A 24,835-nucleotide genomic window follows, 5' to 3' on the forward strand; every position below is an offset into this window, starting at 1 on the left:
GGCTAGGGGGTAGCCATGCCGGAACTACCCGAAGTCGAAACCACCGTGCGCGGCCTGGCGCCGGTGCTGGAGGGCCAGGTGATCGAGCGCGTGACGCTTCACCGCGCGGATCTGCGCCGGCCCTTCCCCCAAGATCTCGGCCAGCGGCTGACGGGCGCGCGCGTCACCGGGATGGGCCGCCGCGCCAAATACGGGCTGATCGAAACGGATCGGGGCGACACTCTGGTCTTCCACCTCGGCATGTCGGGCCGCTGGCGAATCGATCCGGAGGAGATCGGCAAGCACGATCACTGCATCATCGAGACCGCAAAGCACCTGCTGGCGCTGAACGATCCGCGACGCTTCGGCTCGCTCGATCTGGTGCCGACGGGGGAACTCGCCGAATGGCCGGCCTTCGCCGTGCTGGGCCCCGAGCCGCTGGGCGCGGATTTCTCCGCCAGGCATCTTGCCGCCGCCTTCAAGGGACGGGCCGCCCCGGTGAAGGCGCTGCTGCTCGATCAGCGCGTGGTGGCGGGCCTTGGCAATATCTATGTGTGCGAGGCGCTTTATCTCGCGCGGATCGCTCCGACGCGGCCGGGCGGGGGGATCACAAGGCCGCGGCTGGAAAAGCTGGTCGCGGCGATCCGCGAGGTCCTGGAGGCGGCGATCGAAGCCGGCGGATCGACCTTGCGGGACTATGCCCGACCCTCGGGCGAACTCGGCTATTTCGCCAAGCAATGGCGCGTTTATGGCCGCGAGGGCGAGCCCTGCGAATGCGGGGGGCTGGTGGAGCGCCGCGTCGATTCGGGCCGCTCGACTTTCTGGTGTCCCAAATGCCAGCGCTAGCGGTTGACCCGAAGCGCCTCAGGCGGTAAGGGCCGCGCTTTCCCGGGCGTGGGAGTGAACCAAGCCATAGGGTCGAAGCACCTCCCAGGTGCTTCTAAATCATGCCGGGGGCATGATTTACCCTATGGCTTGGTTCACTTTCCCGCGCCCTCTATCTTTGAGCTAGGAACGACAGGGCATGGCGAATACGCCACAAGCGAAGAAGCGTATCCGGCGGAACGACCGCCGCGCGGAAATCAACGGCGCGCGGGTCAGCCGCATCCGGACTTTCGTGAAGAAGGTCGAATCGGCGCTCGATTCCGGCGACAAGGCAGCCGCGGCCACTGCGCTCGCCGCCGTCCAGCCGGAGTTGCAGCGCGGCGTCGCCAAGGGCGTGCTGCACAAGAACACCGCGAGCCGCAAATTCTCGCGTCTCAACAAGCGCGTCGAAGCGCTGGCCTGACTTCGTTTTTGCGACGAAATTGCGCCCCGCCGGACCAGTTTCGGCGGGGTTTTTCGCGTGCGGGACAGGTCCCTGCGCCTGTCGGTCAGCTTAACATGCCGCAACTCCCGGAAATCCGCGAGTCGCTGGAGCCATGAGACTATTAAGCATCTAAGTATTTGATTTATAACAAGTTGAATACAGTGCGCCTTGGATTTCCGCGAGTTATGCGGAGTCAACAAAACTATTTCGGAATCTTTACAATCGGGCTCTTGCTCGACTCGAACCTAGGTTTCTAAAAAGGTCGTCCGGGCCGAGTCCCTCGCCCGGATTTATACGAACTCAACGCGCCAAGCCCGGGGGCAAAGACCGGCTGCGTAGAGATCATGTGTCGGGATCGAGTTCATACGCGGAAGCACAGGCTTTTCGCGGGGGAGAGGTGCGTCGTTTGACTCAGGTGCAAACCGTGGAGCGTGACGGGATGGAAGCAGTCGCCAAGGCTTGGGCGCATGTGCGGGGAAACCTGCGCCGCTCGGCCGGGCAGCGATTGTTCGATCAGTGGCTGAAACCCGTCGTGCTTGTCGACGGCAGCACCGCTGAGGCCGTTCGCCTGGGCCTGCCCTCGACCTTCATGACGCAGTGGGTCCGCAACCATTATTCCGAGCGGTTGCTGCTCGAGTTCCGGGCCGTGCTGCCCGAAGTTATCAGCGTCACCGTCGAGACGATGGCGGATGAGCCCAAGCGCGTCCTTCAGGCGGCGCCCGAGGCGCCCGCCGCCGCGGCGCCCGCCGAACGCCCTCAATTCGATCCGCGCTTCACCTTCCACCGTTTCGTCACCGATGCGACCAACCGGGTGGCGTTCAATGCGGCGCGCGCGGTCGCCCAGCCCGGCATGCCGCAGTTCAGCCCGCTATACCTTCATGCCGGCACCGGGCAGGGCAAGACCCATCTGATGCACGCGATCGGCCAGGCCTTTCTGGGGGCCAATCCCGATTCGACCGCGATTTATGTGACCGCCGAGCGCTTCATGTTCGAGTTCGTCCAGGCGATCCGCGCCAAGGATACGCACGCATTCAAGACGCGGCTGCGCTCGGTCGACTTGCTGATGATCGACGATCTGCAGTTCATCGGCGGCAAGGACGCGACGCAGGAAGAATTCTTCCACACGGTCAATGAGTTCATGAGCAGCGGCAAGCGGCTGGTGATCGCCGCCGACCGCGCGCCACAGGCGCTCGAGGGCTTCGAGACGCGGCTTGCGGGCCGGCTGGGCTCGGGGCTGGTCGCGGACATCAAGCCCGCCGAGCTGGAGCTGCGCCGCGCGATCGTGGCGCAGAAGCTCAAGGACATGCCGGCGGTAGACATGCCGCACGAAGTGATGGATCTGCTCGCCGCGCGGATCACGTCGAACGTCCGCGAGCTGGAGGGCGCGCTTAATCGGCTGGTCGCCTACGCCAATCTCTCGAACGAGACGATCACCATCGATTTCGCGACGGTGACGCTGGGCGAAGTGCTCCGCACCGCGCAGCGCCGGATCACGATCGACGAGATCCAGCGCGCGGTTTCGGCGCATTTCGAAGTCAAGCAGATCGACCTGATCTCGGAGCGCCGCGCGGTCGCCATCGCCCGCCCGCGCCAGATCGCGATGTATCTCGCCAAGCGCCTGACGACGCGCTCGCTGCCGGAAATTGGTCGAAAGTTCGGTAACCGCGATCACTCAACGGTTATTCACGCGGTCAAGCGCATCGAGGACCTGCGCGGCAAGGATAGCGAGATCGACGGCGCCGTCCGCACGCTGATGCGCACGCTCGAAGGCTGAGCGACAAGTTTGGCGGTTCCCTCCCATCGGAGGGGGTCGGGGTGGAGGAGATGAGAGCGGGGCAACGCGAATTGTCACGCCTCCACCCCGGCTTTTCACCGCGAGGGCCGGCGCGACGGCGCGGAAGTTTAGGCGAAGTTTAGGCCAATGCGCGGTTCCTGCGCTACGGTAACCCCCCCGCCAAAGGTCACACTTGGGTCACACTATCGGGATGGTTTCCCGGGCGCGAGTGTTCCCAATGTCGCACTGGCCATGGGGATTTCGGACCGACGATTTCAAAGAGCGGACGCATTACCGGCCGGCTCAGCCAAGCAGGCGAAATCCTACATTGCAAGGTTTGATGGCGAAGACTGCTTTTGGGTGGATTGCTGTCGTTCGCTGAACGCCGTCTCGAATTGCATCCAGCGTCGTTATTGAAACAAATCGGGGAGCGCTCAGCACCGTTCAGACTGCGGCTTATACTGGCTGGCCGCCGCGCGGTTCACTTAGACCAAAGCGTGTCGCCCTGAATATCTTGGGGCTAATTGCATAGCCGCCAACGAAGAGCTGTCGCACTGCGCTAAGCCGTAACTCGTGAACGACCTCTCGGACGTGCTGAGGCTCTAGGTTCAGCTCGATGTCTACGTATTCATCGTAAAACTGCCCGCCGCCAATGATGCCTCTATCTGTTTGCCGGCGCGAAAGATCACTATGGAATTTGACGTGCATTCTGAGCTTTTTACCGACGATCTGCTTGCCGCCGCGCCAGAAGTCATCTGCCTCGCCTGATGCAATTGCCTCGTGGCCCCCCTCAATTTCGCCGCGCTCGAAGTAGCTCGCATTGAGGCCAAAACCATGATCTTGCCATTCCCTGATGCGGGTCATCGTAAGTGAGATTTCAGGCTTGCTGCCCGTTTCGAAAATCGGTGGCTGATTCTTAAACATGGTGCGAAACTATCAATTGGTGAGCAGCATCACTAGCATTGAAATATGGCCAAGCTTGACCCTCCCGCAGACGCAGGGGTGCCCGAATTTACCGGTTTGCTCGACGCGGCGGTTCCTGCGGAGAAAGTCGTCCTGTCGCACCAACTCGATGGCAGCGGACAATGGTTCGCCGCAAGTAAAGCATCGGATGGCCGATATTTTTTCGGCAGGGCGGCGACCGAGCCGCTCGCGAGGCGTGCCGCTGGCCTACGGACGCTTGCGCATCTCAAGTCTAGAGCTGGCGGTAATTTCGAGGGCCTATCTGAGGAAGAGATAGAAGCAGCGCGGCTAGAGTTGATTTCCTGTCTGCGTGAGATCGAAAAGCTCATCACAGGGTTCAACGGGGATTTTCCAGCGGGCACCTCGCGCCAGCTGCTGCTGGTCCGTGCCAAAAGCTCCCGCGAGCTTATTGAAGCGAAGCCCGAGCGAGGCATCGTCGTGCGATGGGTCGCTCCAGCAGTATTCTTCTTTGCTGGCGCATTCGCGGAGGGTGTAATGGCGCATATGCGGAGAAGGCTGTGGAGGCTTTGACGAAGTACGTCGCTGGCTGACCTCGCGACTTTGGGCTTCGCAGTTGATGCCCGCAATTGGGCCGTAAGCGGCCGTGGCGTAGTTCGCGACATGGTGCCTCAGACCTCAGATCCACCGCAGGCCGCGGCCTCATCAAGCGACGATGCGGAAATAATAGCTGTAGCTGCGGGGCGTGCCCGCGACGATCACGTTGCTGATCGTCACGTCGTAGATCGTGTTCGCCGTCAGCCCCGCGACAGCGAATTGCAGGTTGTTGGGCAGTCCGTAGCCCTCATTGTCATAGGCGACGCGCGACACGGTAAGCGCCGCGCCGCCGCGCACGCGAACGGAGATCGTTGCGCCCGAGAAGTTGACGTTGGTGTTGCCGAACTTGCTTGTAGTGTTCGAGATCACGCTGAACGAAAGAAGCGCATTGGTATCGAAGAAGCGCGCCGGATATTCCTCGTAGGGATAGGCGACGATCGCGGGCAGCGCGCCGCTCGGCCCCGATGGGCCAACGAGGTTGAACACCTTGATCGCCGCAGCGTCGGCGCGATTGCTGGTCTGGTAGCGCCCGGCGACGCGACCATAAGCGACCGAGCCGAGGAACGGATCGAGCAGCCAGCGGCGATGGCCGACGCTCTCGATCACCAGATTGTTGATCTCCGTCATGAAGCCGGCGACGATCTGCTCTTCGCTGAGCAGAGTCAGCCCGGTCCCCACTCCACCATAGAGATTGCTCGCTGCCGCGCCCGATGCGCCCAGGCTCGAATAGCAGGCCCAGCTCGCGGGTGGCGTGTGGCTGAGTTGGCCGTTGGCGGCCATGATCAGCGCGGATTGCTGCGCCGACGCTTCGTCGCTCGGGGAATAGACCACCGGGGGCAAGCGGTGGAGCGCCCGCACATTGTTGAGCGACGTGAGGAGGCTCGCGGTGACCGCGGGATGCAGCGTTCCCGCCTGGCATGCGGCGATATCGGGCTGAACGGTGTAGAGCGCGGCGGCGCGCGAGAGAAAATCGGTGCCGGTCGGCGTGGGGCTCGCGCTTGGCACGGGAGTGGGCGTCGGCGTCGGCGAGACGCTTGGAGTCGGCGTGGGCGTGACCGTCGCCACCGGGGGCGGATTGCCGCCGCCGCTGGAGTCGCCGCCGCTGCACGAGGCGATCGCGAGGAGGGAGGGCGCCAACAGCGCCAGCGCATTGCGCATCAGCCAATCCTTCGGCTCAGGAAAAAGCGGCACGCCTTTCCCATCAACATAGGCTAACGCAGCAAGGCGTGACGTGTTTCCTTCCAAAGGACGTGACCGCCTGGAGTAATCGCGAGTCAGTCCCCGTAACTGCCGCAACTGCGTTGGGAATGCTCCCATGTCGAAAGCTGTTGGTCTTGCTGGCAATCGAGATTCTGCGCAGCATGTTCATCCCCCCTGTTCAGACCTGTAGTCCTACTGCCTTTTGTGCCGCCAGCAGCGTGGGTGCGGCCAGCGCCTGGGCGCGTTCGGCGCCCTTGGCCAGTTCTGCGCCAACTGCGCCCCGGTCGTCCAGCAGCCGCACCAACCGGTCTCGCATCGGGGCGAGCACGGAAATCGCCAGGTCGGCCAGCGCGGGCTTGAACGCGCCGAAGCCTTGCCCGGCGAATTCCTCCACCACGGATTGCGGAGTCCGCTCCGCCAGCGCGGCATAGATCGTCACGAGGTTCTTCGCCTCGGGGCGCTCGGCCAGTGCATCGAAATTATCGGGCAGCGGCTCGGGATCGGTCTTCGACTTGCGGATTTTCTGGGCGATCATGTCGTCCGGGTCGATCAGGTTGATCCGCGAGGCATCCGAAGGGTCGGACTTCGACATCTTGGCGCTGCCGTCGCGCAGGCTCATGATCCGCGGCGCCGCTTTCGAGACCAGGGGCTCGGGCAGGGGAAAGAGATCGACGTGGAAATCGGTGTTGAACTTGGCGGCGATATCGCGCGCCAGTTCGAGATGCTGCTTCTGGTCCTCGCCCACCGGCACATGCGTCGCCTGATAGACCAGCACATCGGCGGCCTGGAGCACGGGATAGGTGAATAGCCCCACGCTGGCGCCTTCACGGTTCTTGCCGGCCTTGTCCTTCCACTGAGTCATCCGGTTGAGCCAGCCCATCCGCGCCGTGCCCTGGAGGATCCAGCAAAGCTCGGCATGCGCGGGGACGCGGCTCTGGTTGAACAGGATAGCCCGGTGGTCGATCCCCGCCGCGAGCAAGGTCGCGGCCATTTCGATTGTCGAGTTGGCGAGCTCCTGCGGGGAGACATTGCCGGTCAGCGCGTGGAGGTCCGCCAGGAAGAACAGGCACTGTCCCCCATTCCCCTCCAAGGCGTCCTGCATCGCGACCCATTGCCTTATCGCGCCCAGATAATTGCCCAGGTGCAGATTGCCGGTGGTCTGGATGCCCGAGACGACCCTCATCGAAATGCCTCCGCGCCCGATTGACCGCCGACCCTTGGACAGCCGCGGATCCCGGGCGGCGGGGGCGCCGCCGCGCAAGCGTGCCTGGGACGAGGGGGCTGTAGCGGCGCAGCGGCTTGAGGGAAAGAGCCGCTTGCGCGCCTCGATTTCGCTAATTATTCCTGGGGTTCGTTCAAGTTAAGGGGAGGATTATGCGGGGAATCTGGATCGCGCTGGCTGGCGCGGCGATCATGGCTGCCATGCCTGCCACGGCGCAGACCGCGACCAAATCGGTGCAGCTCAGCAAGGTGGTGATGAACACCGAGGGAGGCATCAAGGGCAAGATCAAGGGCGGCACGCTCTGCGTCTTTCCCAGCAAGTGGAAGATATCGGGCGAGACCAAGACGCAGGATTACGAGCGCTACGACCGGCTCTTCTCGGAAAAGCTGCAGAAATTGGGCTTCGCGGCGCTGACGACCTCGGCGAACATGTTCGCGACAGCGGACGACGCCGGCAAGGGCGACTATCTGATCGGCGCTACAATCAGGCCCGAGACGATCAATCTGTGCGATTCGGTCAGCGGGCAAAAGGGCAATGCGACACTCAACGTCGAGTGGCAGCTTTATAACCGGGTCGAGAAGAAGGTCGTCGCGACGGTAACCACCACCGGCTATGGCACGGTCGAGAAGTTCGCCGCCAAGGGACTGGAGGGCATGCTGGATGCTGCATTTTCGGCGAGCCTGGATGCGCTGGTGAGCCAGGGCGTGCTGCAGCAATATCTCGGAACGCCGGTGCCGGTCGCGGGCGAAGCTGCTCCATCCTAGGGCGAGTACTTGTATCCGGCAGCGGCCGACCGCGAAGCGACGGGCGCATTTTGGCGCTGGGCGGCGTCATTTCGCCGGTCCCGATGGACCGCGTCATTCCCCCCTCATTCCTGGCCCAGCCCAATAATGCGCTCCGCCCCGGCCATTGCCGGATATGGGTAACACCCTGGCCATACCCATGGCCTCCCAGCCTCTCCAGCGCCTCGAGGGCCTCGACATCTTTCGCGGGCTCGCGGTCGCGGGCATGATCATCGTCAACACGCCTGGTTCCGGCGAGCATGTCTGGTGGCCGCTCGATCACGCCGAGTGGCATGGTTTCACGCCCACCGATCTGGTGTTCCCCGCTTTCCTCTGCGCGATGGGCGCAGCGCTCGGGCTCTCCTTTCCGCGCAAGGTGGACGCCGCATTGTGGCGGCGCGTCGCTTGGCGGACGGCGGCCCTGATCGGGATCGGCTGGGCGTGGCAATTGCTGGTGCGGCCCGAGCTGGCGAACCTGCGCGTCTTCGGCGTCTTTCCGCGCCTGGGACTTTGCTACGGGATCGCCGCCACGATCGCGATCCTGACAGCACGGCGCGGCGCCGATGGACGCGCGGAGTTGCACTTATGGGCGATAGCGGGGGCTGCGGGCGCGGCGCTGATCTTCTACTGGGCGGCAATGGCGCTAGGCGGCGATTTCACTCGCGGCGGCAATCTCGCCGGCTATGTCGACCGCACGCTGGTAGGCACGCAGCATATCTGGCGCTTCGGCAGGGATGAGGCGGGCAATGTCGTCTATGATCCCGAAGGGCTGTTTTCGACGATCCCCGCGCTCGCCAATGTGCTGCTCGGCGCAGTCGCGGCACTCACGTGGAAGCGCGATCCGGCGCGCGCGCTGCGCTGGATCGCGATCGGCGGCGTCACGCTGATCGCCATGGGGCTGGCGATGCACCCATGGTTTCCGCTCAACAAGAAGCTGTGGACGTCGAGCTTCGCCCTGCTCACCTCGGGGCTTTCGGCGCTGCTGCTGGTGCTCTGCGTCCTGGCCGGGCGGGCGCCCGCGATCCGCGCCGCCCTCACGCCGTTCCAGGTCTTCGGGATGAACGCGATCCTTGGCTATATCCTGTCGCTGCTGATCGGGCTGGCCGGGATGCGATTGGGATTCCAGCGGGCCGGATACGAGGCGGCTCTGAGCGTGCTGCGCTATCCGTATCTGGCGTCGTTCCTGTATTCACTGGCCGTCGCGCTGCTCGTATTCATGGCATTGGCCCCGCTTCATCGGCGTGGCATCCATCTTCGCCTCTAGCCTTCGTTGCAAGGGCTGGGATGTTCAGACCATTCGCCCGGAGATGACGATGCCACCCTTTTTGCTTTCGCTGACACTGCCTTTGGCCCTTTCAGTACAATCGGCGCCCGACTATTCTCGGCTGCAGCCCCTGGGCGCCGTCTGGGTCGCCGCAGCTCGCGCGGATGCGCTCACGACCATGGAAATCACCATCGTCCTGGAACTCATCCCCGCCTGGGAGGCGAGCAACAGGGGGAATCAATTCGATCCCTATGTGCGCAAGCTCGGCGCGTTCTAAACCAGGCGAAGGCCGACCCGACGCGGCTCATGCCCGTCCTTCACGGGGCCGCTTGCTGGCACTCGCGCAAAGTTGCCGCGGCGAAAGGCGAAGCCGCGGCGCCGCCGCGCCTCCTATGGAATTGGCTCACGAGAAACCCCGTTCGCTGCCCCCAATAAGCGTCACAACCATCCTCGACCCCGGCTTCGCGCTTGGCTAGAGGACAGCCCATGAAGCTCATCATCGGCAACAAGGCATATTCCTCCTGGTCGCTGCGCGGCTGGCTGGCGTGCAAGCAATCGGGCATTCCATTCGAGGAAGTCGTCGTGCCCTTGTACGACGAGAATTGGGACAAGCGCCGCGAAGGCGACGAATTCGCACCTTCCTCCGGCAAGGTGCCGATCCTGTGGGATGGCGATGCCGTGGTTTGGGACAGCCTGGCGATCGTCGAATATCTCAACGACAAGACGGGCGACGAGAAGTTCTGGCCCAAGGACCCCGCGGCGCGCGCGATGGCCCGTTCCATGGCGGCTGAAATGCATTCGGGCTTCGCCTCGCTCCGCCGCAAGCACGGCATGAACATCCGCCAAGTCTATCCGCCCAAGACCCCCGATGCCGATGTGCAGCAGGAGTTGGCGCGGATCATGGAATTATGGGTGCAGGCCCGTGCGCGCTTCGGGGGCGAGGGCCAATTCCTGTTCGGCGAATTCGGCGCGGCGGACATCATGTTCGCGCCGGTGGTGACGCGGATCGTCACCTATTCGCTCCCCGTCGCCCGCTTCGCCCAGGCCTATCTGCTTGCGGTGCTCCAGCACCCCTTCATGCAGGACTGGATCGCCGGCGCGCAGGAAGAGGATTGGGTGATCGAGCAGTTCGAAACGCCGGTGGCGGGTTAAGGCAGCCTTTTGCTGGGGTAGGGCGTCCCGTTCTTGCGCGCATATCCGCCCGGCCCGAACACCATGTCGATATCGGGATATTCGCCGGCGTCGGCCGCCTTGTCGCCAGCGCTGACGGCGATGAATACGCAATCGACCTCGCCGCGATTCTGCAGATGATGGCCGTTGCGGTCGCCCTTGGGGAAGGACGCACAGTCGCCCGCCCGCATCACCTGCTCCCCCGCATCGTCGATCAGCACTGCCTCGCCTGAGAGCATCACGACGAATTCGTCCTCGCACGAATGCCAGTGTCGCTGCGAGGACCATGCGCCCGGCTTCAGCGTGACATGGCTGACGCCCATCTCGCTCAGGCCGCTCGCTGGCCCGAGGCGGCGATACCAGCGGCCCCGCACGGCTTCGTCGAAGGGAGTCGGATAGCCGGTCGCATTCGTCTGCGGGATTGTATCGAGATCGAGCTTGGGCAATGCCACCTCCACCGGAACGGGAGGCCTGTTTGCCAGACGCAATCGAACTCACCAAGGCGCTGATCGCCGCCGAGAGCGTGACGCCAGCGCGCGGAGCCGTGTTCGATGTGCTCGAGGCAGCGCTGCTCCCTCTCGGTTTTCGCGTCGAGCGCTTCGTCGAGGGCGAAGCCCCCGATGGTCCAGTCGAGAATCTGCTGGCCGTGCGTGGCGAGGGTGGTCCTCACTTCGCCTTTGCTGGGCATCTCGACGTTGTGCCGCCAGGGGCGGGCTGGACGAGCGGGGCATTCCAGCCCGAGATACGCGGAGGCCTCCTCCACGGCCGCGGCGCGGTCGATATGAAGGGCGCGATCGCCGCGTTCGTCGTCGCGGCGGCGCGCGTGCCCGAAGGCATGGTAAGCATGATCGTCACCGGCGACGAGGAAGGCCCGGCCACCTTCGGCACGCCGCGGCTGATCGAACGGATGGCGGAGCGCGGGCTGAGGCCCGACATGTGCCTGGTCGGGGAACCCACCTCGGCACAGCGGCTGGGCGACACGATCAAGATCGGCCGGCGCGGATCGGCGGTGATCGATGTGGCGGTGATCGGGCAACAGGGACACGTCGCCTATCCGCATCTGGCGGACAATCCGGTACCCCGGCTGGTGCGCGCACTCGCGGAGATCGACGCGATCGAGCTGGATTCGGGCAATGCCTGGTTCCAGCCTTCGAACATCGAAGTTATCGATCTGGAAGTGGGCAACCGCGCGACCAACATTATCCCCGCGCGCGCCACGGCGCGGATCAGCATCCGCTTCAACGATCTGCAAGAAGGTCCCGATCTGGTCGCCCGGATCGAGCAAATCGTGCTGCGCCACGCGCCCGATTCGGTCGTGAAGGGCAGGGTCTATGGCGAGGCGTTTCTCACCGAGCCGGGTGTGCTGTCGTCGCTGGTGTCCGGCGCGATCCAGGCTAGGCTTGGCCTCGCTCCGGAGCTTTCGACCACAGGCGGGACATCCGATGCGCGCTTCCTGTCGAAGCTCTGCCCCGTGGTCGAGTTCGGGCTGATCAACGCGACGATGCACAAGCTCGACGAAGCGGTGGCGCTCGATGATCTGACGGCGCTTGCCGAGGTCTATGCGGAAGTGCTGCGGCGAGCCTTTTCTTCCTAGGCCGTGCGCATCAGCAGCGGCTTCACGGCCCGGCTGGGCACGCCGAAAATGGGTGGTTAGCTGCCGTTTGCCGAAGAGCGCGTTCGGAGCACGGAACCGACAAACCAGCCCGTCGCCCACGCGACGGCGGCGGGCGTCAGTAGGAGCAGCGCCCATGCAACCATTTGAGATGAGAACTGCATGCTGACGTAAATCAGGACGACAGGCGCGACAGCACAGGCGCCGGTTGCTGGCCAAAACCAAGGCCGTCGCCCAGCGCTCTTTTGAACGACGCGGGCCACGACGAAGGCGAGCAAGAGCGCGACAAATGCGATGGTCAGCATCGATGTCATAAGCTCACCTTCTCATGATGGGCGAATGTCCGCAACTGGGTCGTAACCCGTCCGACAGCTTTGTGAGTTACGCCGAGCTATCCTTCCGGACGACGAGATGCTTGCAATGTAGGATTGCGCCTGCTTGGCTGGGCCGGTCGGCGGTGCCGCCCGCTCTTTGAAATCGTCGTTCCGAACAAGCCCCATGGCCAGTCCGAACATCGGGAATATTCGCCCCCCCCGCAAAAACAAGTGCGATAGTATGACCCTAGTGTCAACTTTGGCGGCGTCAGCCGGCGATCCGCTGGGGCTCCACGCCCTTGGCCCAGGCGATGAACTCATCCTCCGCCATCGGCTGTGCCACTGCATAGCCCTGCAACACGTCGCACCCGATGATACGCAGGACCGCGGCCTGGTCCTCGTTCTCGATACCCTCGGCCACGGCTTCGCAGCCCAGCCCGTGGACCAGCCCGATCATCGCCTGGGCGATGGCGCGAGCTTCGGCATGCTCGGCGACGTGCTCGATCATCGATCGGTCCAGTTTGATCCGGTCGATCGGCAGCCCGCGCAGGCGGGCGAGGTTCGAATAGCCGGTGCCGAAATCGTCGATCGCCACCGTCGCGCCGTCCGCGCGCAGCGCGGCGACGGCGTCCATCACGTCGCTAGAGCAATGCATCGCCAGCGTCTCGGTGATTTCCAGTTCGAGCAGGTTTGCAGGCGCCGCGGCGGCGTGCATCGCCTCGCGCAGGCGGCGGAAGAAGCCTGCGTGATCGATCTGGCGCTGGCTGACATTGATCGCAAGCCGCTGCTCCAGCCCTAGCCGGCCCCAGCGTGATATCGTCTCGGCGACACTCTTGACCACCCATTCGCCGATCTCGACGATCAGCCCGGTCTCTTCGGCACGTTGCAGGAAGGCGCCAGGCATCTTGAGCCCGTCGGGATGCCGCCAGCGCAGCAATGCCTCTGCGGCGATGATGCGGCCATCTACTGCAGATATCTGAGGCTGGAAGACGAGCGTGAACTGATCCTTGTCCACTGCTTCGCGAAGGTCGCTTTCCAGCTGCGTGCGCTCGGCGATCTCGGCGGCCAGCGCTTCGGTGAAATGCTCGGCGCGGCCCCGGCCCATTGCCTTGGCATGATACATGGCGGCATCGGCCGCGCGCATCAGGTCGTGGAGCGTCACGCCGTGCTCGGGCCGCATCGCGATGCCGATCGAGGCCCCGATCGACACTTCCTGGTCCGCAAGATCGAAGCTCTCGGACAGGGCATAGAGGATGCCGCGGCCGATCCGGTCGGCATCTCGCAGATCCCTCAGGCCGGGGAAGAATATCGTGAACTCATCGCCCGCCAGGCGGCCAATCAGGGGCGAACCGGTTCCGGCGTCGGCGAAGCGGTCCGCCATTGCCCGCAGCCGATTGGCGACCATGCCCAGCAGCGCGTCCCCGGTGGCATGCCCAAGCGTGTCGTTCACCGCCTTGAAACGATCCAGATCGATGAAATAGAGCACCGCGTTCTCGCTCGCGGGCATGTCGGCGAGGGCGCGCTCCACCGTGCGGCGGAAATTGGTGCGATTGGCCAGCGACGTCACGGGATCGAACATCGCAAGCCGCTGCACGCTTTCGAGGTTCGAGTGAAGCTGGCGAAACAGCCCGCCCATGGCAGAGGCAAGCTCGGGCACGCATTCGTCGATCTCGGGCGGAATTTCGCTTTCGAGGTCGCCATTCGCCGCCTGGGTGAGGCGCGCGATGGCCGCGTCGATGGCCCCCGCGGTCGATGCGATGGTGCGCTCGGCCGAGGCCCAGCACATCGCGCCGCAGACGATCGCGGCAATCAGCGCGCGGCCGGCGGTTTCCACGGTGATCATGTCCGGAGTCGAAGCCGCGGCGAGAGCGAGGATAAACGCTACCGCCCCGGCGCACATCGCAAAGGCGATGGCGCGGCTCTTGAGCGAAAATCCTTCCACCGCGGCTGCCCGATCCCCCTTCGCACACAGGCTGAAAGCCCGGTTTCAGAAGGCCGGAAAATCGCAGAGAGAGGTTAAGATTGTTTTCCTTATCAGGCCCGATCAGCGCGCCGCAGCACAATATATAGCGCGCCGCTGCCGCCGTGGCGCGGGTGCGCATTGCGCACCGCAGCGATCCGGCCCGCATGGCGCGAACCGGCGAGCCAGTCGCCAACCGCCGCGCGGATCGCGCCGCGCACATGCGGCCGCTCGGATTCGGCGCGCGGGGGCTTGCCGGTGACAAGCAGCAGGACCCGGTCGCCCTGCGCTATCGCCTGCTCCAGCCCTCGATCCAGCCGGTCATAGGCCGAGGCCAGGCTGTGCCCATGCAAGTCGATCGCGCTTTCGGGCGCGACGAGTCCCCGCGAGAGCTGACGATCCCAGGAGCCATCTAGCGTGTTGGCGCTCCTACTCCCCTCCCCCTTCTTACTCCCCTCCCTAACAGGGAGGGGTTGAGGGGTGGGTTTAGCGTCAGACGGGGCTCGATGCCCCGGCTGGCGCTGCCTTGGCGGGGTAGCAGGCGCGCTTGCGCGCGCACCCACCCCCAGCCCCTCCCTTGCAGGGAGGGGAGATTTAACAGCCCGGCCCGCAATCGGCTTCACGCTTGCGATCACTCGTTGCCATAGCGCCGCTTCCTCGGGCGCCAATCGCCTCACGGCGTGGCCGTCAGCCGCGCGAGCGTGCCGAGCGGGACGAGCAGCCAGGCGGTGCCGCGCGAATTCATTCCGCCTGCAATGGCGCGCGCTTCCTCGCCCGCGCCCCAGAAGGTGTCGACGCGGTTCGATCCCTTGATCGCTCCGCCGGTATCCTGCGCTACCCAAAGCCCATTGGCCTCCGCCCGGTCCATCGAGAGGAAGACGAGGCCGCCCAAGGGAACGAACCGCGGATCGACCGCGGCGCTCGCCTGGCCGGTCACCGGCAGCCCCATCGAGCCCAGCGGTCCCGCGCCCTTCAATTCCTGGAAGAACACGAAGCTCTTATTCTCCCACATGATGTCGCGGCCCTGCTCGGGATTCTCGCGCAGATAGGCCATGATGCCCTGCATCGATGCGCCGCCGGGCTTGAGCAGCCCGCGATCGCGCATCAACGCGCCGATGCCCGTATAGTCGCGGCCGTTCTGGCTGGCGAAGCCGATGCGGATCACGCTGCCGTCGGGCTGGCGAAGGCGTCCCGAGCCCTGGATCTGGAGGAAGAAGATTTCGACCGGATCGGCGGCGTAAGCGATGACCGGGGCCCTATCGTGGATCGCGCCCTGTTCGATTTCCTTGCGTTCGAAATACGGAATGAAGGTCTGCCCGGCCACGCGGCCACGGATGCGCTTGCCCTTCAAATCCGCGTTGAACTGGCCAAGCTCGACATCGATCAGGTCGCTCGGGCGGCCGTAGATCGGCACTTCATATCCCCGGCGACGTTCGCGCGATCCTGCGATTTCGGGCTCGTAATAGCCCGTCGCCTGGGCCTTGCCGTCGGCGATCTGGACCGTTTCGAACCAACGGGAAAAGAATGCGCGCGCGTCGCGGGGCGCTGTCGTTTTCGCGGCCTCGCATGCCGGCGCCCAATCGCTGCCGCGCGTCAGGCCGCTATTGTCCGTGCGCTTCTGGAGCCCGCCGCAACTGATCTTGAAGGCGGCCAATGCGCGCGCCGCATTGTCGTCCGTGATCGGCAGCGTATCGACCGGAGGGCCGGCAATCACCCCCGCCTTGGCCGCGGCGGTGACCGTGGGGGCGGCAGCCGGAGCCGTGATCGGGGCAAGCGGGGTGGCCGGGATGGGCTGGCGAACCGCGACATGCGCATGGGGTTCGGGTGCTCGAACCGGCTCGGAAACCGGCGCAGGCCCGGACTCGACATAACGCGGCACGACTCCGCCCGAGCAAGCGCTCAACAGCGCCGCCAGCACGACCACCCCCCATGCCCGCATAGCCATCAGCCTCTTGTTCAGGCGTCGTCGGTTTCGACGAGCTTCCAATTGGGATCGTCGCTGCGCAGCTTGCGCGCGAAGGTCCAGCTATCGTGCGTTTCCACGGCGTCGCTCATCGACCCCGCGATGAGGTTGCCATCCGCATCGCGCGTCACCGAAGCGATATCGGCATCGAAGCGCACCGTGATCCGCGCCGTCTTGCCCTCGACCAGCGCCTCGGTGATCAGCGCGCGCTCGATCGCGACAAGCCGGTTTTCGAGCACATGGCCCGCTTCGCGGCGCTCGGCGATTGCCGCTGTAAAACCTTCGCGAACATCGTCCTCCACCAGCCAGCCCAAAGTTTCCTCATCGCCCTTCCAAAAGGCTTCGAGGATCATCCGGTACGCCGATTTCGACCCCTCGACGAACTGCGCGACATCAAAGCTCGGATCGGCGGCGATCACTGCGCGCAGGCCGCTTTCGGCCCCCGTCTCGATCGCCCGGGCGCCGCTGTCACGAACTTCGGGAGTCACGTCGATCGTGCGCGGCACGGGTGGCAGCCCCACGCGCTCCTCGGCGGGCTTGGGCAAGGGCTGCTCATGCCCGGTGCGCTTGCCGAGCACGGCATACAGGCGGAGCGCGAGAAACGCCGCGACCATCGCGAAAAGGATTACGTAGAACATGGTCCTCCAGTCTCGTTACCCGATACATAGGGCGAAGCGGCCCGCTATTCAAACCGCCTGTGAGCCCTGCGGCGATTGAAACGCCCGCGCGTGGCTGCTAGGCGCGCACGCGACGAAACGCGCCGGATGCGCGAAACTTTCCGGAACAAGAGGAATCATTCGAATGGCCGAGACCGACAACATCGCCGAAACCGGCGAGCCTGTGCAGAATGGCGAAGATACCGGCCCCGCCGCCGGCGTGCTTTCGCAATATGTGAAGGACCTGTCGTTCGAAAATCCCAACGCTCCTGCTATCTATCAGGGCACCGTCCAGCCCGCGATCGACGTGCAGTTCAATATCGGCTCGGCAAAGGTGGCCGATGAAGTCTATGAGGTCGTGCTCAAGGTCGAAGTGCGCGCGCAGGCGGACACGCAGGTCGCGTTCCTGGTCGATCTTTCCTATGCGGGCCTGTTCGGGCTGCGCAACATCCCCGAGGATCAGCTGGACCCGTTCCTGCTCGGCGAAGCCCCGCGCATCCTGTTCCCCTTCGCGCGCCGCGTGCTCGCGGATGCCGTCCGCGACGGCGGCTTCCCGCCGCTGATGCTCGAGCCGATCGATTTCGGCGGCATCTACATGGCGCAGCGGGCTCAGGCAGCCGAACAGCTGAGCGAGCCAGCGGGCGAAGCCTGACCCCGTCGGGCGGCAAGACCTGACATGAACCTCGCCCGCAAGCTCGGCTCGGTGGGCGGGCTCACGCTCGCCAGCCGCGTGCTGGCGCTGGTGCGCGATTCGCTCCAGGCGCGCTATGTCGGCGCGGGGTTCGCGTCGGATGCGTTCACGATCGCATTCCGCCTGCCCAACATGTTTCGCGCCTTGTTCGCGGAGGGCGCGTTCGCGGCGGCGTTCGTGCCGATGTTCAATCGCAAGATGGGCGAAAATGGCGAGCTGGGCCCCGCACTTGCCTTTGCGGAGCGCGCGCTGGCGGTGCTGTTCGCGGCGCTGCTGCTGTTCACCGCGGTGATGCTCGCGGCCGCCTGGCCCGTTACCTGGGCGCTGTCGGGCGGCTTCAACGATGCGCCGCGCGATCAGTTCGCCTTTGCGGTCGAATTGTCGCGCTACACGATACCCTATCTGATGCTGATCAGCCTCGCTTCGCTGCTCGGCGGGATACTCAATTCGCTCGACAAGTTCTGGATCAACGCAGCGGCGCCGATCCTGCTGAACATTGCGATGGTGACCGCGCTGCTGCTGTTCCACGGCGACCCGTTCCAGACTGCGCGCGCACAGGCGATCGCGATTCCGGTTGGCGGGCTGCTCCAGCTCGGCTGGCTCGCTTTGGCGTGCCGGCAATCCGGAGTCTCGCTGAAGCCCCGTCTGCCCCGGCTGGATCCCGAAGTGAAAAGGCTGATGAAGCTGATCCTCCCCGCCGCGGCGGGCGCGGGCGCCACGCAATTCAACCTGCTGGTCTCCAGCGCGCTGGCCGGGGGGCTGCTGGCGTCAGGCTCGCTTTCGTACATCTATTATGCCGATCGGCTGAACCAGCTTCCGCTGGGGATGATCGGCATCGGCCTGGGCACCATCCTGCTCCCTACCGTCTCGCGGCTGCTGGGCGCCGGCAAGGAAGCCGAAGCGATGGAGACGCAGAATCGCGGCATCGAGCTCGCGCTGTTCCTCACGCTCCCCGCGATGGTGGCGCTGATCGTCGCGGCCGAGCCGATCGTGCGCGGGCTTTTTCAATATGGCGAGTTCGACGCGGCGGACACCGCAGCCTGCGCGCTGGCACTTGCCGGCTTCTCGATCGGGCTGCCCAGCTATGTGATGATGAAGGTGCTGACGCCCGGCTATTATGCGCGACAGGATACGCGAACCCCCGTGCGCTTCGCGCTCTGGTCGGTTGCAGTGAACATCGTCGCCAATCTCGCGCTGATCCCGCTGATCGGCCATGTCGGGCCTCCACTCGCAACTGCGCTGGCCGCGACCTTAAACGTCTGGATGCTCTACCGCGAGCTGGTGAAGCGCGGGCATTTCAAGGCCGATGCGCAGCTCAAGCACCGCCTGCCCCGCCTCGCGCTCGCGGCGCTGCTGATGGGGGCGGCGGTGTTCGGATTAGACAGGTTGCTCGATCCCTGGCTCAACGGGCCGATGGTCCAGCGCTATCTGGCGCTCGCCACGCTGGTAGGCGCCGGCTGCGCGATCTACGGCGTCGCTTGTTTCGTCACCCGCGCGTTCCGGCTCGCCGACCTCAAGGCGCTGATCCGCCGGCGCTAGGGCGGCCGCCTGCTTGTCATCCGCTCCCCGTCCTTCCGCTCAGCCAATCGCCTCGACCACTGCGGCGCGCAGCTCGGGAATGCCCATTCCCTTTTCACTCGACGTGACGATGATGTCCGGATGCGCCGCGGGGCGCTTGCGCGCTTCATCGGCGGTCAGCGCCTTCATTTCGGTGAGCACGCTCGCCTTGATCTTGTCCGCCTTGGTCATGACGATGCGATAGCTGACGGCGGCGGTGTCCAGCATGTCGAGGATCTCGCGATCGACATCCTTGATGCCGTGGCGCGAATCGATGAGCACCAGCGCGCGCTTGAGCACGTCGCGTCCGCGCAGGAAGTCGTTGACCAGATAGCGCCACTTGCGCTGCATGTCCTTGGGGGCCTTGGCGAAGCCGTAGCCGGGCATATCGACCAGGCGGAAGGCGAGGGGATCGCCGACCTCGAAGAAGTTGAGTTCCTGGGTCCGGCCCGGCGTGTTCGACGTGCGGGCGAGCGCGTTGCGGCCCGCAAGCGCGTTGAGCAGCGAAGACTTGCCGACGTTCGAGCGCCCGGCAAAGGCGACCTCGGGCACGTTTGCGTTGGGAATATGCTCAAGCGAGGGCGCCGATTTCAGGAACGAAATCGGTCCGGCGAAGAGCTTGCGCGCCGCTTCGATAGCCTCTGGCTCGAAAGCGTCGGTCACTTCGCCTTCGCTTCCTTCTTGGGCAGGGGCTCCTTCAAGCCCGGATGCTTCGAATAGAGCCAGCGCTGCTGCAGGATCGTGATCACGTTGGAGGTGATCCAGTAAACCTGCAGGCCCACCGCGAACGGCGCCATCACGAACATCAGCATCCACGGCATGATCGCGAAGATCTGCTTCTGCATATCGTCCATCGGCGCAGGGTTCAGCTTGATCTGATAGTACATCGAGACGCCAAGCAGCACCGGGATCACGCCGATCGCCAGGAAGCCGGGCACGGTGAAGGGCAGATAGCCGAACAGGTTCAGGATCGTCGCGGGATCGGGCGCGGAGAGATCCCTGATCCACAAGACGAAGGGCTGGTGGCGCATTTCGATGGTCAGGAGCAGCACCTTGTAGAGCGCGTACATGATCGGAATCTGCAACAGGAGCGGCAGGCAGCCCGCGAGCGGATTTACCTTCTCTTCCTTGTACAGCTTCATGATCTCCTGCTGCTGGCGCTGCTTGTCATCCTTGTGCCGTTCCTGCAGCGCCTTCATCTTGGGCTGGATCGCGCGCATGTTCGCCATCGAGGCGAATTGCTTGTTGGCGATCGGGAACAGCAGCAGCCGGATCGTGATCGTAAGGCAGATGATCGCGACGCCGAAATTGCCGATCATGCGGAACAGCCAGTCGAGATAATAGAAGATCGGCTTTTCGAGGATCTCGAACCATCCCCAGTCGATCGCCTTGCCGAAGCGCGTGACGCCCTGCGCTTCATAAGTGTCGAGCAGTGCGGTTTCCTTCGCCCCGGCGAAGAAGCGGCTGGTGTGCGACACCTTTGAGCCCGGCTGCAGCAATTGCGGGCCGCGGGCGTAATCAGCCTGGTAGGCGCCACCAGGTGCGGCGCGGAAATTGCCGTCCACCGCGGCCGCTTGATCGGGGATCAAGGCCGTGAGCCAGTATTTGTCCGTGAAGCCGAGCCACGTGGCCTTGGAACGGAAGCTGGAGGCGGCTTCGTCCAGGTCGCTGAAGTTGAGATCGTAATTGGCGGCTCCGCTGTGGACCGACATCGGGCCGATATGGACGGTCCAGCTATCGGGATCCTTGAAGATGCCGTTGCGGTAGACGAGCCCATAGGGCGCGACCGGGACCACGCCGGTGCCGGCGTTGGCGACGGTCTGCTTCACCGTGAACATGTATTTGTCATCGACGGCGATTTCGATCCGGAATATCTGGCCCTGGCCGTTGGCCGCCGAAAGCGTGACCGGCTTGCCGGGTGAGAGCACCGGAGAACTCGTCTGCCAGACAGTGTCCGCGCCCGGCGGTTTCAACCCGTCGTCGCGCCAGCCAAAGCCTGCGAAATAGGCGTCCTGCGTGCCGGCCGGCGAGAGCAACCGGATCGGCGCCGCGTTCCTGGCGATGGTTTCCGGATACCTGGCGAGGACGAGATCGTCGATCCGGGCGCCCTTCAGGTTGATCGAGCCCTTGAGCGCGGGCGTGTCGATCGCGACGCGCGCGCTTTCCTTGATTACGAGCGCGCGGTCGCGGATCGCGGCGGGCGTGTTGGCCGTGGGCGCGGATTTCGGATCGGCGACGGGCGTGGTCTTCCCGGCCTCGATCTTGTTCGGCGCAGGATTTTGCGTCGGGAAAACCCAGCTCGCGATCATCGGCCAGCCGAACAGGATCAGCGCCGCCAGCACCGCGAACAGCAGAAAATTCTTCTGGTCTTCTTTCACCGATATTCCCCGGAAATCTTACGGTACGGGATCATGCCCGCATCCGCCCCATGGATTGCAACGAAGGATCCGCTTCGCCGCAAGCCAGCCGCCCTTGAGCGCCCCATAGCGGCGAAGCGCCTCGATTGCATAGGCCGAACAGCTTGGAGAGTAACGGCAGCTGGGCGGCAGGACCAGCGAAGGGCCGAGCTGCCAGCCGCGAGCGACCAGGATGAGGAGGCGGGCGATCATGTGATTCCCCTCCCTGAAAGGGAGGGGTTAGGGGTGGGTCGATGCCCGCGATACGGCTCGCGGCGGCGAGCGGCTGCGGTACGCCCTGACGCCACCCACCCCCAGCCCCTCCCTTGCAGGGAGGGGAGCGAGGAGAAGGTGCGGTTCATCTTTTCACCTTCGCCAGCGCCTTGACCAGTTCGGCCCTGAGCGCCGCATAATCGCGCTCGATCCCGCCGTTTCGCCCGATCAGCACATGATCCGCGCCCGCCAGCCCTTCAGTGGGCAACACTTCGCGCGCGAGCATGCGGAAGCGCCGCTTCATCCGATTGCGGACGACCGCGTTGCCGACCTTCTTGGAAACGGTGATCCCGATCCGCATCGTGGGATCCGAATCCTCACGCGCGCGCATCAGCAGGACGAAGCCGGGCATGGGAGCCCGCTTGCCGCTATTCGCCGCCAGATAGTCCTTGCGCTGCGTGAGGCCGGTCAGGGCCGCGGCAGTTACGCCGAAAGCTTGTTGCGCCCGCGTGCGCGGCGTGCGCGGATCACCTTGCGGCCACCCGGCGTTGCCATCCGCGAGCGGAAGCCGTGCCGGCGCGCACGCACCAGATTGCTCGGCTGAAAGGTCCGCTTCATCGCTCATCCTCGAACATAACTAAAAGGGCCACCACAAGGGCGGCCGCGTGTCGGGTGCCCATAAGCAGGGTTCACGATCAAGTCAACGCGACTCCTGCGGGAAGCCGAGCATCGCGGCTTCGGCCTCGGCCGCGGCGGCTTCCTTATCGCGTTGTTGGCGTCTGCGGAAGCTGCGCCGGCGAAGCGCCATATCGGCATAATGCCCGAAACGCGGCCAGCGGCGTTTGAGCCGGACGAAGCGCCCGCGCGCCCAATTGGAGTTCTGAAGCACCAGCACCAGCCCGCCGGCGAATACGAAAACTCCACCCGGCCCGGGAATGATTCCCACCAATGGGGTCACGAGGATCAGCAATACCCCCGCAATGAGCAGGGCGATGCGAATAACGGGGCTGCGGCGTCCTTTGCTCTCCATAGGGGGTGAAGTGGGGACTGTGTGTTGCTCATGCAAGACAGGGCGCGTGTCATCCATCGCGAGGAGAACGCGCATTGCCGCTCCGTGGTGCCACACGACATTTCAGCCATTGTGGCGCGACACCGTTCCACATCGGCGAAAAGCCGCTATGCTCGCCCCGCTCTGGGGGGAGGCGGTCTTGGTTGCGAGCGTATCGACGGTTGCGTATCTGGGTTTGGAAGCGCGCGCGGTCGAGGTGCAATGCAACCTCGTCGCCGGACTGCCCAAATTCGTCGTGGTCGGCCTGCCCGACAAGGCAGTGGCCGAAAGCCGCGAGCGCGTCCGCGCCGCGATGGCCGCGATAGGCCTGGCGCTTCCGCCCAAGCATATCGTGCTGAATCTCTCGCCCGCCGATCTTCCCAAGGAAGGTTCGCATTTCGATCTGCCGATCGCGCTGGCGCTGCTGGGAGCGATGGGCGTCGTCGATGCCGAGACGCTTGCGGGCTATGTCGTCGTCGGCGAACTCGCGCTGGACGGCCGCATCGCCCCTTCGCCCGGAGTGCTGCTGGCCGCGCTCCATGCTTCGGAGATCGGCAAGGGGCTGGTCTGCCCCGTCGCACAAGGCCCCGAAGCCGCATGGGCTGGGCAAGTGGAAGTCATCGCCGCGCCCGACCTGATCGCGCTGCTCAATCACTTCAAGGGCAACCAGCTCATCGCGGCTCCCCCGCCGGGTGAGGCCGACGCGCCGGATCACGGCCCCGATCTCGCTCAGGTGAAGGGCCAGGAGACCGCCAAGCGCGCGCTCGAGATCGCGGCGGCGGGCGGCCATAACATGCTGATGAGCGGACCGCCGGGTGCGGGCAAGTCGCTGCTCGCCTCGTGCCTTCCCGGCATCCTGCCGCCGCTCGATGCCGCCGAGGCGCTCGAGGTTTCGATGGTCGCATCGGTCGCGGGCACGCTGATGGGCGGGCGGCTCACCCGCACGCGGCCGTTCCGCTCGCCGCACCATAGCGCCTCGATGGCCGCGCTCACCGGGGGCGGGCTGAAGGTGAAGCCGGGCGAAGTCAGTCTCGCGCATCTGGGCGTCCTGTTCCTCGACGAACTGCCAGAATTCCAGCGCGCGGTGCTCGATTCGCTGCGCCAGCCATTGGAGGCCGGGGTGGTCAGCGTGGCCCGCGCCAATGCGCACGTCACATTCCCGGCCCGCGTTCAGCTGATCGCCGCGATGAACCCATGCCGCTGCGGACATCTGGGAGATCCGGCGCTTGCCTGCGCCCGCGCGCCCAGATGTGCTGCCGATTACCAGGCCAAGGTCTCGGGTCCCTTGCTCGATCGCATCGACCTTCATGTGGAGGTCCAGCCCGTCACCGCCGCTGATCTCGTGCTGCCCCCGCCGGCGGAAGGATCGAAGGAAGTCGCGGCGCGGGTCGCCGAAGCCCGCCTCACCCAGCAGCGGCGCTATTCGGCCACCAAGGCCCGCACCAACGCCGAAGCCGAAGGCGACGCGCTACCGGTGCCGGACGAAGCCGGCCGCAAGCTGCTGGCGCAGGCCGCCGAAGCGATGCGTCTCTCGGCCCGAGGCTATACCCGCGTGCTCCGCGTCGCGCGCACGATCGCCGATCTCGCGGGAGCGGAAGGCGTGGGACGCATCCATGTGGCGGAGGCGCTGAGTTACAGGCGGCAGGCACCACGGAGCTGAGGGATGAGCAAGATGGACGACCTCGTTTTGTGGTTCGAAGGCCACGACAAACTTGCGGGCTGGGCGCAGTTCTTCGGCGCGATGCTAGCTCTCGTGGTAACTTATTTCACTGCGTTTATGCCGATTTGGCACCGTAAGCGTCAGCTGAGAAAGGCAGCCGTCCGCTTGCTTCAAAACGGGTATGAAATCTTTGAGAGTTATCATCGGACGACTCCTAAATTTCTACCTGTCTCGCTGACCCTACGAGGAGCTGCCGCTGTATTTGGCGGAGTGATCGACGAGATCAGTCGCTTCCCCGTTTATGAGCTTGATGACCAAGGTAGCAGGTCAGCTGCGCGCCACCTTGTCGCGCTAAACGGACAACTGGTTGCTACCCGCCTCATATTTGAAAGCACCGCTGTAGAGATTGAAGGGCGAACCGCGACCGTGGAAGAGCGCGATTTACTCGTCGAGTTCCTGGGTGACCGCCTAGAGTTGGTGCGGGCAATGCTGGCTGGCGAGGAGCTCAAGCGGCCCGAATGGTCTGATCTTGAGGGTACGTAAGTTA

General features: G+C 64.7%; 27 protein-coding genes. 13 read left to right on the forward strand and 14 right to left on the reverse strand.

What is annotated here, in order from left to right; genetic code table 11:
* The first annotated feature begins 15 nt into the window (after positions 1-15).
* The 3 genes from mutM (at position 16) to dnaA (ending at position 3,062) form a co-directional block, all read left to right on the forward strand.
* Positions 16-825 (forward strand): bifunctional DNA-formamidopyrimidine glycosylase/DNA-(apurinic or apyrimidinic site) lyase, encoded by an 810-nt coding sequence (gene mutM / locus VF617_RS15715; RefSeq protein WP_331015850.1) that lies wholly within the window; start codon positions 16-18, stop codon positions 823-825.
* Positions 826-1,003: 178 nt separating this feature from the next.
* Positions 1,004-1,267, forward strand: a complete 264-nt coding sequence (gene rpsT, locus VF617_RS15720) for a 30S ribosomal protein S20 (RefSeq protein ID WP_331015851.1) — start codon at positions 1,004-1,006, stop codon at positions 1,265-1,267.
* Between the two features lie 460 nt (positions 1,268-1,727).
* Entirely contained in the window at positions 1,728-3,062 is a 1,335-nt protein-coding gene (gene dnaA, locus VF617_RS15725; RefSeq protein ID WP_331015986.1) for a chromosomal replication initiator protein DnaA, read from the forward strand.
* A 456-nt stretch (positions 3,063-3,518) separates the two neighbouring features.
* Here dnaA and VF617_RS15730 read toward each other — a convergent pair whose 3' ends face one another.
* A complete protein-coding gene (locus VF617_RS15730; RefSeq protein WP_331015852.1) occupies positions 3,519-3,986 on the reverse strand; it encodes a hypothetical protein in 468 nt (155 codons plus the stop codon).
* Between the two features lie 45 nt (positions 3,987-4,031).
* Here VF617_RS15730 and VF617_RS15735 point away from each other — a divergent pair, with 45 nt between their 5' ends.
* Complete coding sequence (locus VF617_RS15735) at positions 4,032-4,556, forward strand: hypothetical protein (RefSeq protein WP_331015853.1); 525 nt, start codon at positions 4,032-4,034, stop codon at positions 4,554-4,556.
* A 132-nt stretch (positions 4,557-4,688) separates the two neighbouring features.
* Here VF617_RS15735 and VF617_RS15740 read toward each other — a convergent pair whose 3' ends face one another.
* Entirely contained in the window at positions 4,689-5,771 is a 1,083-nt protein-coding gene (locus tag VF617_RS15740) for a CAP domain-containing protein (RefSeq protein WP_331015854.1), read from the reverse strand.
* A gap of 187 nt (positions 5,772-5,958) precedes the next feature.
* Positions 5,959-6,963, reverse strand: a complete 1,005-nt coding sequence (gene trpS, locus VF617_RS15745; RefSeq protein ID WP_331015855.1) for a tryptophan--tRNA ligase — start codon at positions 6,961-6,963, stop codon at positions 5,959-5,961.
* A gap of 191 nt (positions 6,964-7,154) precedes the next feature.
* Between trpS and VF617_RS15750 the strand changes: the two genes are divergently transcribed.
* The 4 genes from VF617_RS15750 (at position 7,155) to VF617_RS15765 (ending at position 10,200) form a co-directional block, all read left to right on the forward strand.
* A complete protein-coding gene (locus VF617_RS15750; protein WP_331015856.1) occupies positions 7,155-7,766 on the forward strand; it encodes a hypothetical protein in 612 nt (203 codons plus the stop codon).
* A 178-nt stretch (positions 7,767-7,944) separates the two neighbouring features.
* Positions 7,945-9,048, forward strand: coding sequence for an acyltransferase family protein (locus tag VF617_RS15755; protein ID WP_331015857.1), 1,104 nt, complete (start codon positions 7,945-7,947; stop codon positions 9,046-9,048).
* A gap of 49 nt (positions 9,049-9,097) precedes the next feature.
* Entirely contained in the window at positions 9,098-9,325 is a 228-nt protein-coding gene (locus VF617_RS15760) for a hypothetical protein (protein WP_331015858.1), read from the forward strand.
* A gap of 209 nt (positions 9,326-9,534) precedes the next feature.
* Positions 9,535-10,200 carry a glutathione S-transferase family protein gene (locus VF617_RS15765; RefSeq protein ID WP_331015859.1) on the forward strand — a complete coding sequence of 222 codons (666 nt, stop codon included), beginning with the start codon at positions 9,535-9,537 and terminating at the stop codon, positions 10,198-10,200.
* Here the strand turns inward: VF617_RS15765 and VF617_RS15770 are convergent.
* Positions 10,197-10,664, reverse strand: coding sequence for a cupin domain-containing protein (locus VF617_RS15770; RefSeq protein WP_331015860.1), 468 nt, complete (start codon positions 10,662-10,664; stop codon positions 10,197-10,199). The genes VF617_RS15765 and VF617_RS15770 overlap by 4 nt on opposite strands.
* On the opposite strand from VF617_RS15770, the gene dapE reads away from it, so the two are divergent.
* Positions 10,664-11,812, forward strand: coding sequence for a succinyl-diaminopimelate desuccinylase (gene dapE, locus VF617_RS15775; RefSeq protein WP_331015861.1), 1,149 nt, complete (start codon positions 10,664-10,666; stop codon positions 11,810-11,812). The genes VF617_RS15770 and dapE overlap by 1 nt on opposite strands.
* 600 nt (positions 11,813-12,412) lie before the next feature.
* Here dapE and VF617_RS15780 read toward each other — a convergent pair.
* From VF617_RS15780 to VF617_RS15795, 4 genes are all read right to left on the reverse strand, one after another.
* Positions 12,413-14,086: a putative bifunctional diguanylate cyclase/phosphodiesterase gene (locus VF617_RS15780; protein WP_331015862.1), complete on the reverse strand. Its 1,674-nt coding sequence runs from the start codon at positions 14,084-14,086 to the stop codon at positions 12,413-12,415.
* 92 nt (positions 14,087-14,178) lie between these two features.
* A complete protein-coding gene (locus tag VF617_RS15785; RefSeq protein WP_414714075.1) occupies positions 14,179-14,736 on the reverse strand; it encodes a Smr/MutS family protein in 558 nt (185 codons plus the stop codon).
* Positions 14,737-14,777: 41 nt separating this feature from the next.
* Positions 14,778-16,049, reverse strand: coding sequence for a murein transglycosylase A (locus tag VF617_RS15790; protein WP_331015864.1), 1,272 nt, complete (start codon positions 16,047-16,049; stop codon positions 14,778-14,780).
* Positions 16,050-16,060: 11 nt separating this feature from the next.
* Positions 16,061-16,705: a Tim44/TimA family putative adaptor protein gene (locus tag VF617_RS15795; protein ID WP_331015865.1), complete on the reverse strand. Its 645-nt coding sequence runs from the start codon at positions 16,703-16,705 to the stop codon at positions 16,061-16,063.
* A 163-nt stretch (positions 16,706-16,868) separates the two neighbouring features.
* Between VF617_RS15795 and secB the strand changes: the two genes are divergently transcribed.
* Together secB and murJ are read left to right on the forward strand one after the other, a co-directional pair.
* Positions 16,869-17,375, forward strand: coding sequence for a protein-export chaperone SecB (secB, locus tag VF617_RS15800; protein ID WP_331015866.1), 507 nt, complete (start codon positions 16,869-16,871; stop codon positions 17,373-17,375).
* 24 nt (positions 17,376-17,399) lie between these two features.
* Entirely contained in the window at positions 17,400-18,953 is a 1,554-nt protein-coding gene (murJ, locus tag VF617_RS15805) for a murein biosynthesis integral membrane protein MurJ (protein WP_331015867.1), read from the forward strand.
* Between the two features lie 39 nt (positions 18,954-18,992).
* Here murJ and yihA read toward each other — a convergent pair whose 3' ends face one another.
* The 6 genes from yihA to VF617_RS15835 all read right to left on the reverse strand — a co-directional run bounded on the left by yihA (position 18,993) and on the right by VF617_RS15835 (position 22,550).
* The gene (yihA, locus tag VF617_RS15810) at positions 18,993-19,634 is read right to left on the reverse strand and encodes a ribosome biogenesis GTP-binding protein YihA/YsxC (protein ID WP_331015868.1); all 642 of its coding nucleotides are present in this window, start codon (positions 19,632-19,634) and stop codon (positions 18,993-18,995) included.
* Complete coding sequence (yidC, locus tag VF617_RS15815) at positions 19,631-21,349, reverse strand: membrane protein insertase YidC (protein ID WP_331015869.1); 1,719 nt, start codon at positions 21,347-21,349, stop codon at positions 19,631-19,633. The genes yihA and yidC overlap by 4 nt, the downstream gene beginning before the upstream one ends.
* Before the next feature lie 18 nt (positions 21,350-21,367).
* Positions 21,368-21,580: a membrane protein insertion efficiency factor YidD gene (yidD, locus tag VF617_RS15820; RefSeq protein WP_331015870.1), complete on the reverse strand. Its 213-nt coding sequence runs from the start codon at positions 21,578-21,580 to the stop codon at positions 21,368-21,370.
* Between the two features lie 145 nt (positions 21,581-21,725).
* A complete protein-coding gene (gene rnpA, locus VF617_RS15825) occupies positions 21,726-22,052 on the reverse strand; it encodes a ribonuclease P protein component (protein WP_331015987.1) in 327 nt (108 codons plus the stop codon).
* Positions 22,053-22,063: 11 nt separating this feature from the next.
* Positions 22,064-22,198 carry a 50S ribosomal protein L34 gene (rpmH, locus tag VF617_RS15830; RefSeq protein WP_224922788.1) on the reverse strand — a complete coding sequence of 45 codons (135 nt, stop codon included), beginning with the start codon at positions 22,196-22,198 and terminating at the stop codon, positions 22,064-22,066.
* Between the two features lie 82 nt (positions 22,199-22,280).
* Complete coding sequence (locus tag VF617_RS15835) at positions 22,281-22,550, reverse strand: hypothetical protein (protein ID WP_331015871.1); 270 nt, start codon at positions 22,548-22,550, stop codon at positions 22,281-22,283.
* 238 nt (positions 22,551-22,788) lie between these two features.
* Here VF617_RS15835 and VF617_RS15840 point away from each other — a divergent pair, with 238 nt between their 5' ends.
* Both VF617_RS15840 and VF617_RS15845 read left to right on the forward strand, forming a co-directional pair.
* Positions 22,789-24,288, forward strand: coding sequence for a YifB family Mg chelatase-like AAA ATPase (locus tag VF617_RS15840; protein ID WP_331015872.1), 1,500 nt, complete (start codon positions 22,789-22,791; stop codon positions 24,286-24,288).
* Between the two features lie 3 nt (positions 24,289-24,291).
* Positions 24,292-24,831, forward strand: a complete 540-nt coding sequence (locus VF617_RS15845; protein ID WP_331015873.1) for a hypothetical protein — start codon at positions 24,292-24,294, stop codon at positions 24,829-24,831.
* Positions 24,832-24,835 lie beyond the last annotated feature (4 nt).

It is taken from the genome of Sphingomonas sp., assembly GCF_036388215.1.
Classification (GTDB): domain Bacteria; phylum Pseudomonadota; class Alphaproteobacteria; order Sphingomonadales; family Sphingomonadaceae; genus Sphingomonas.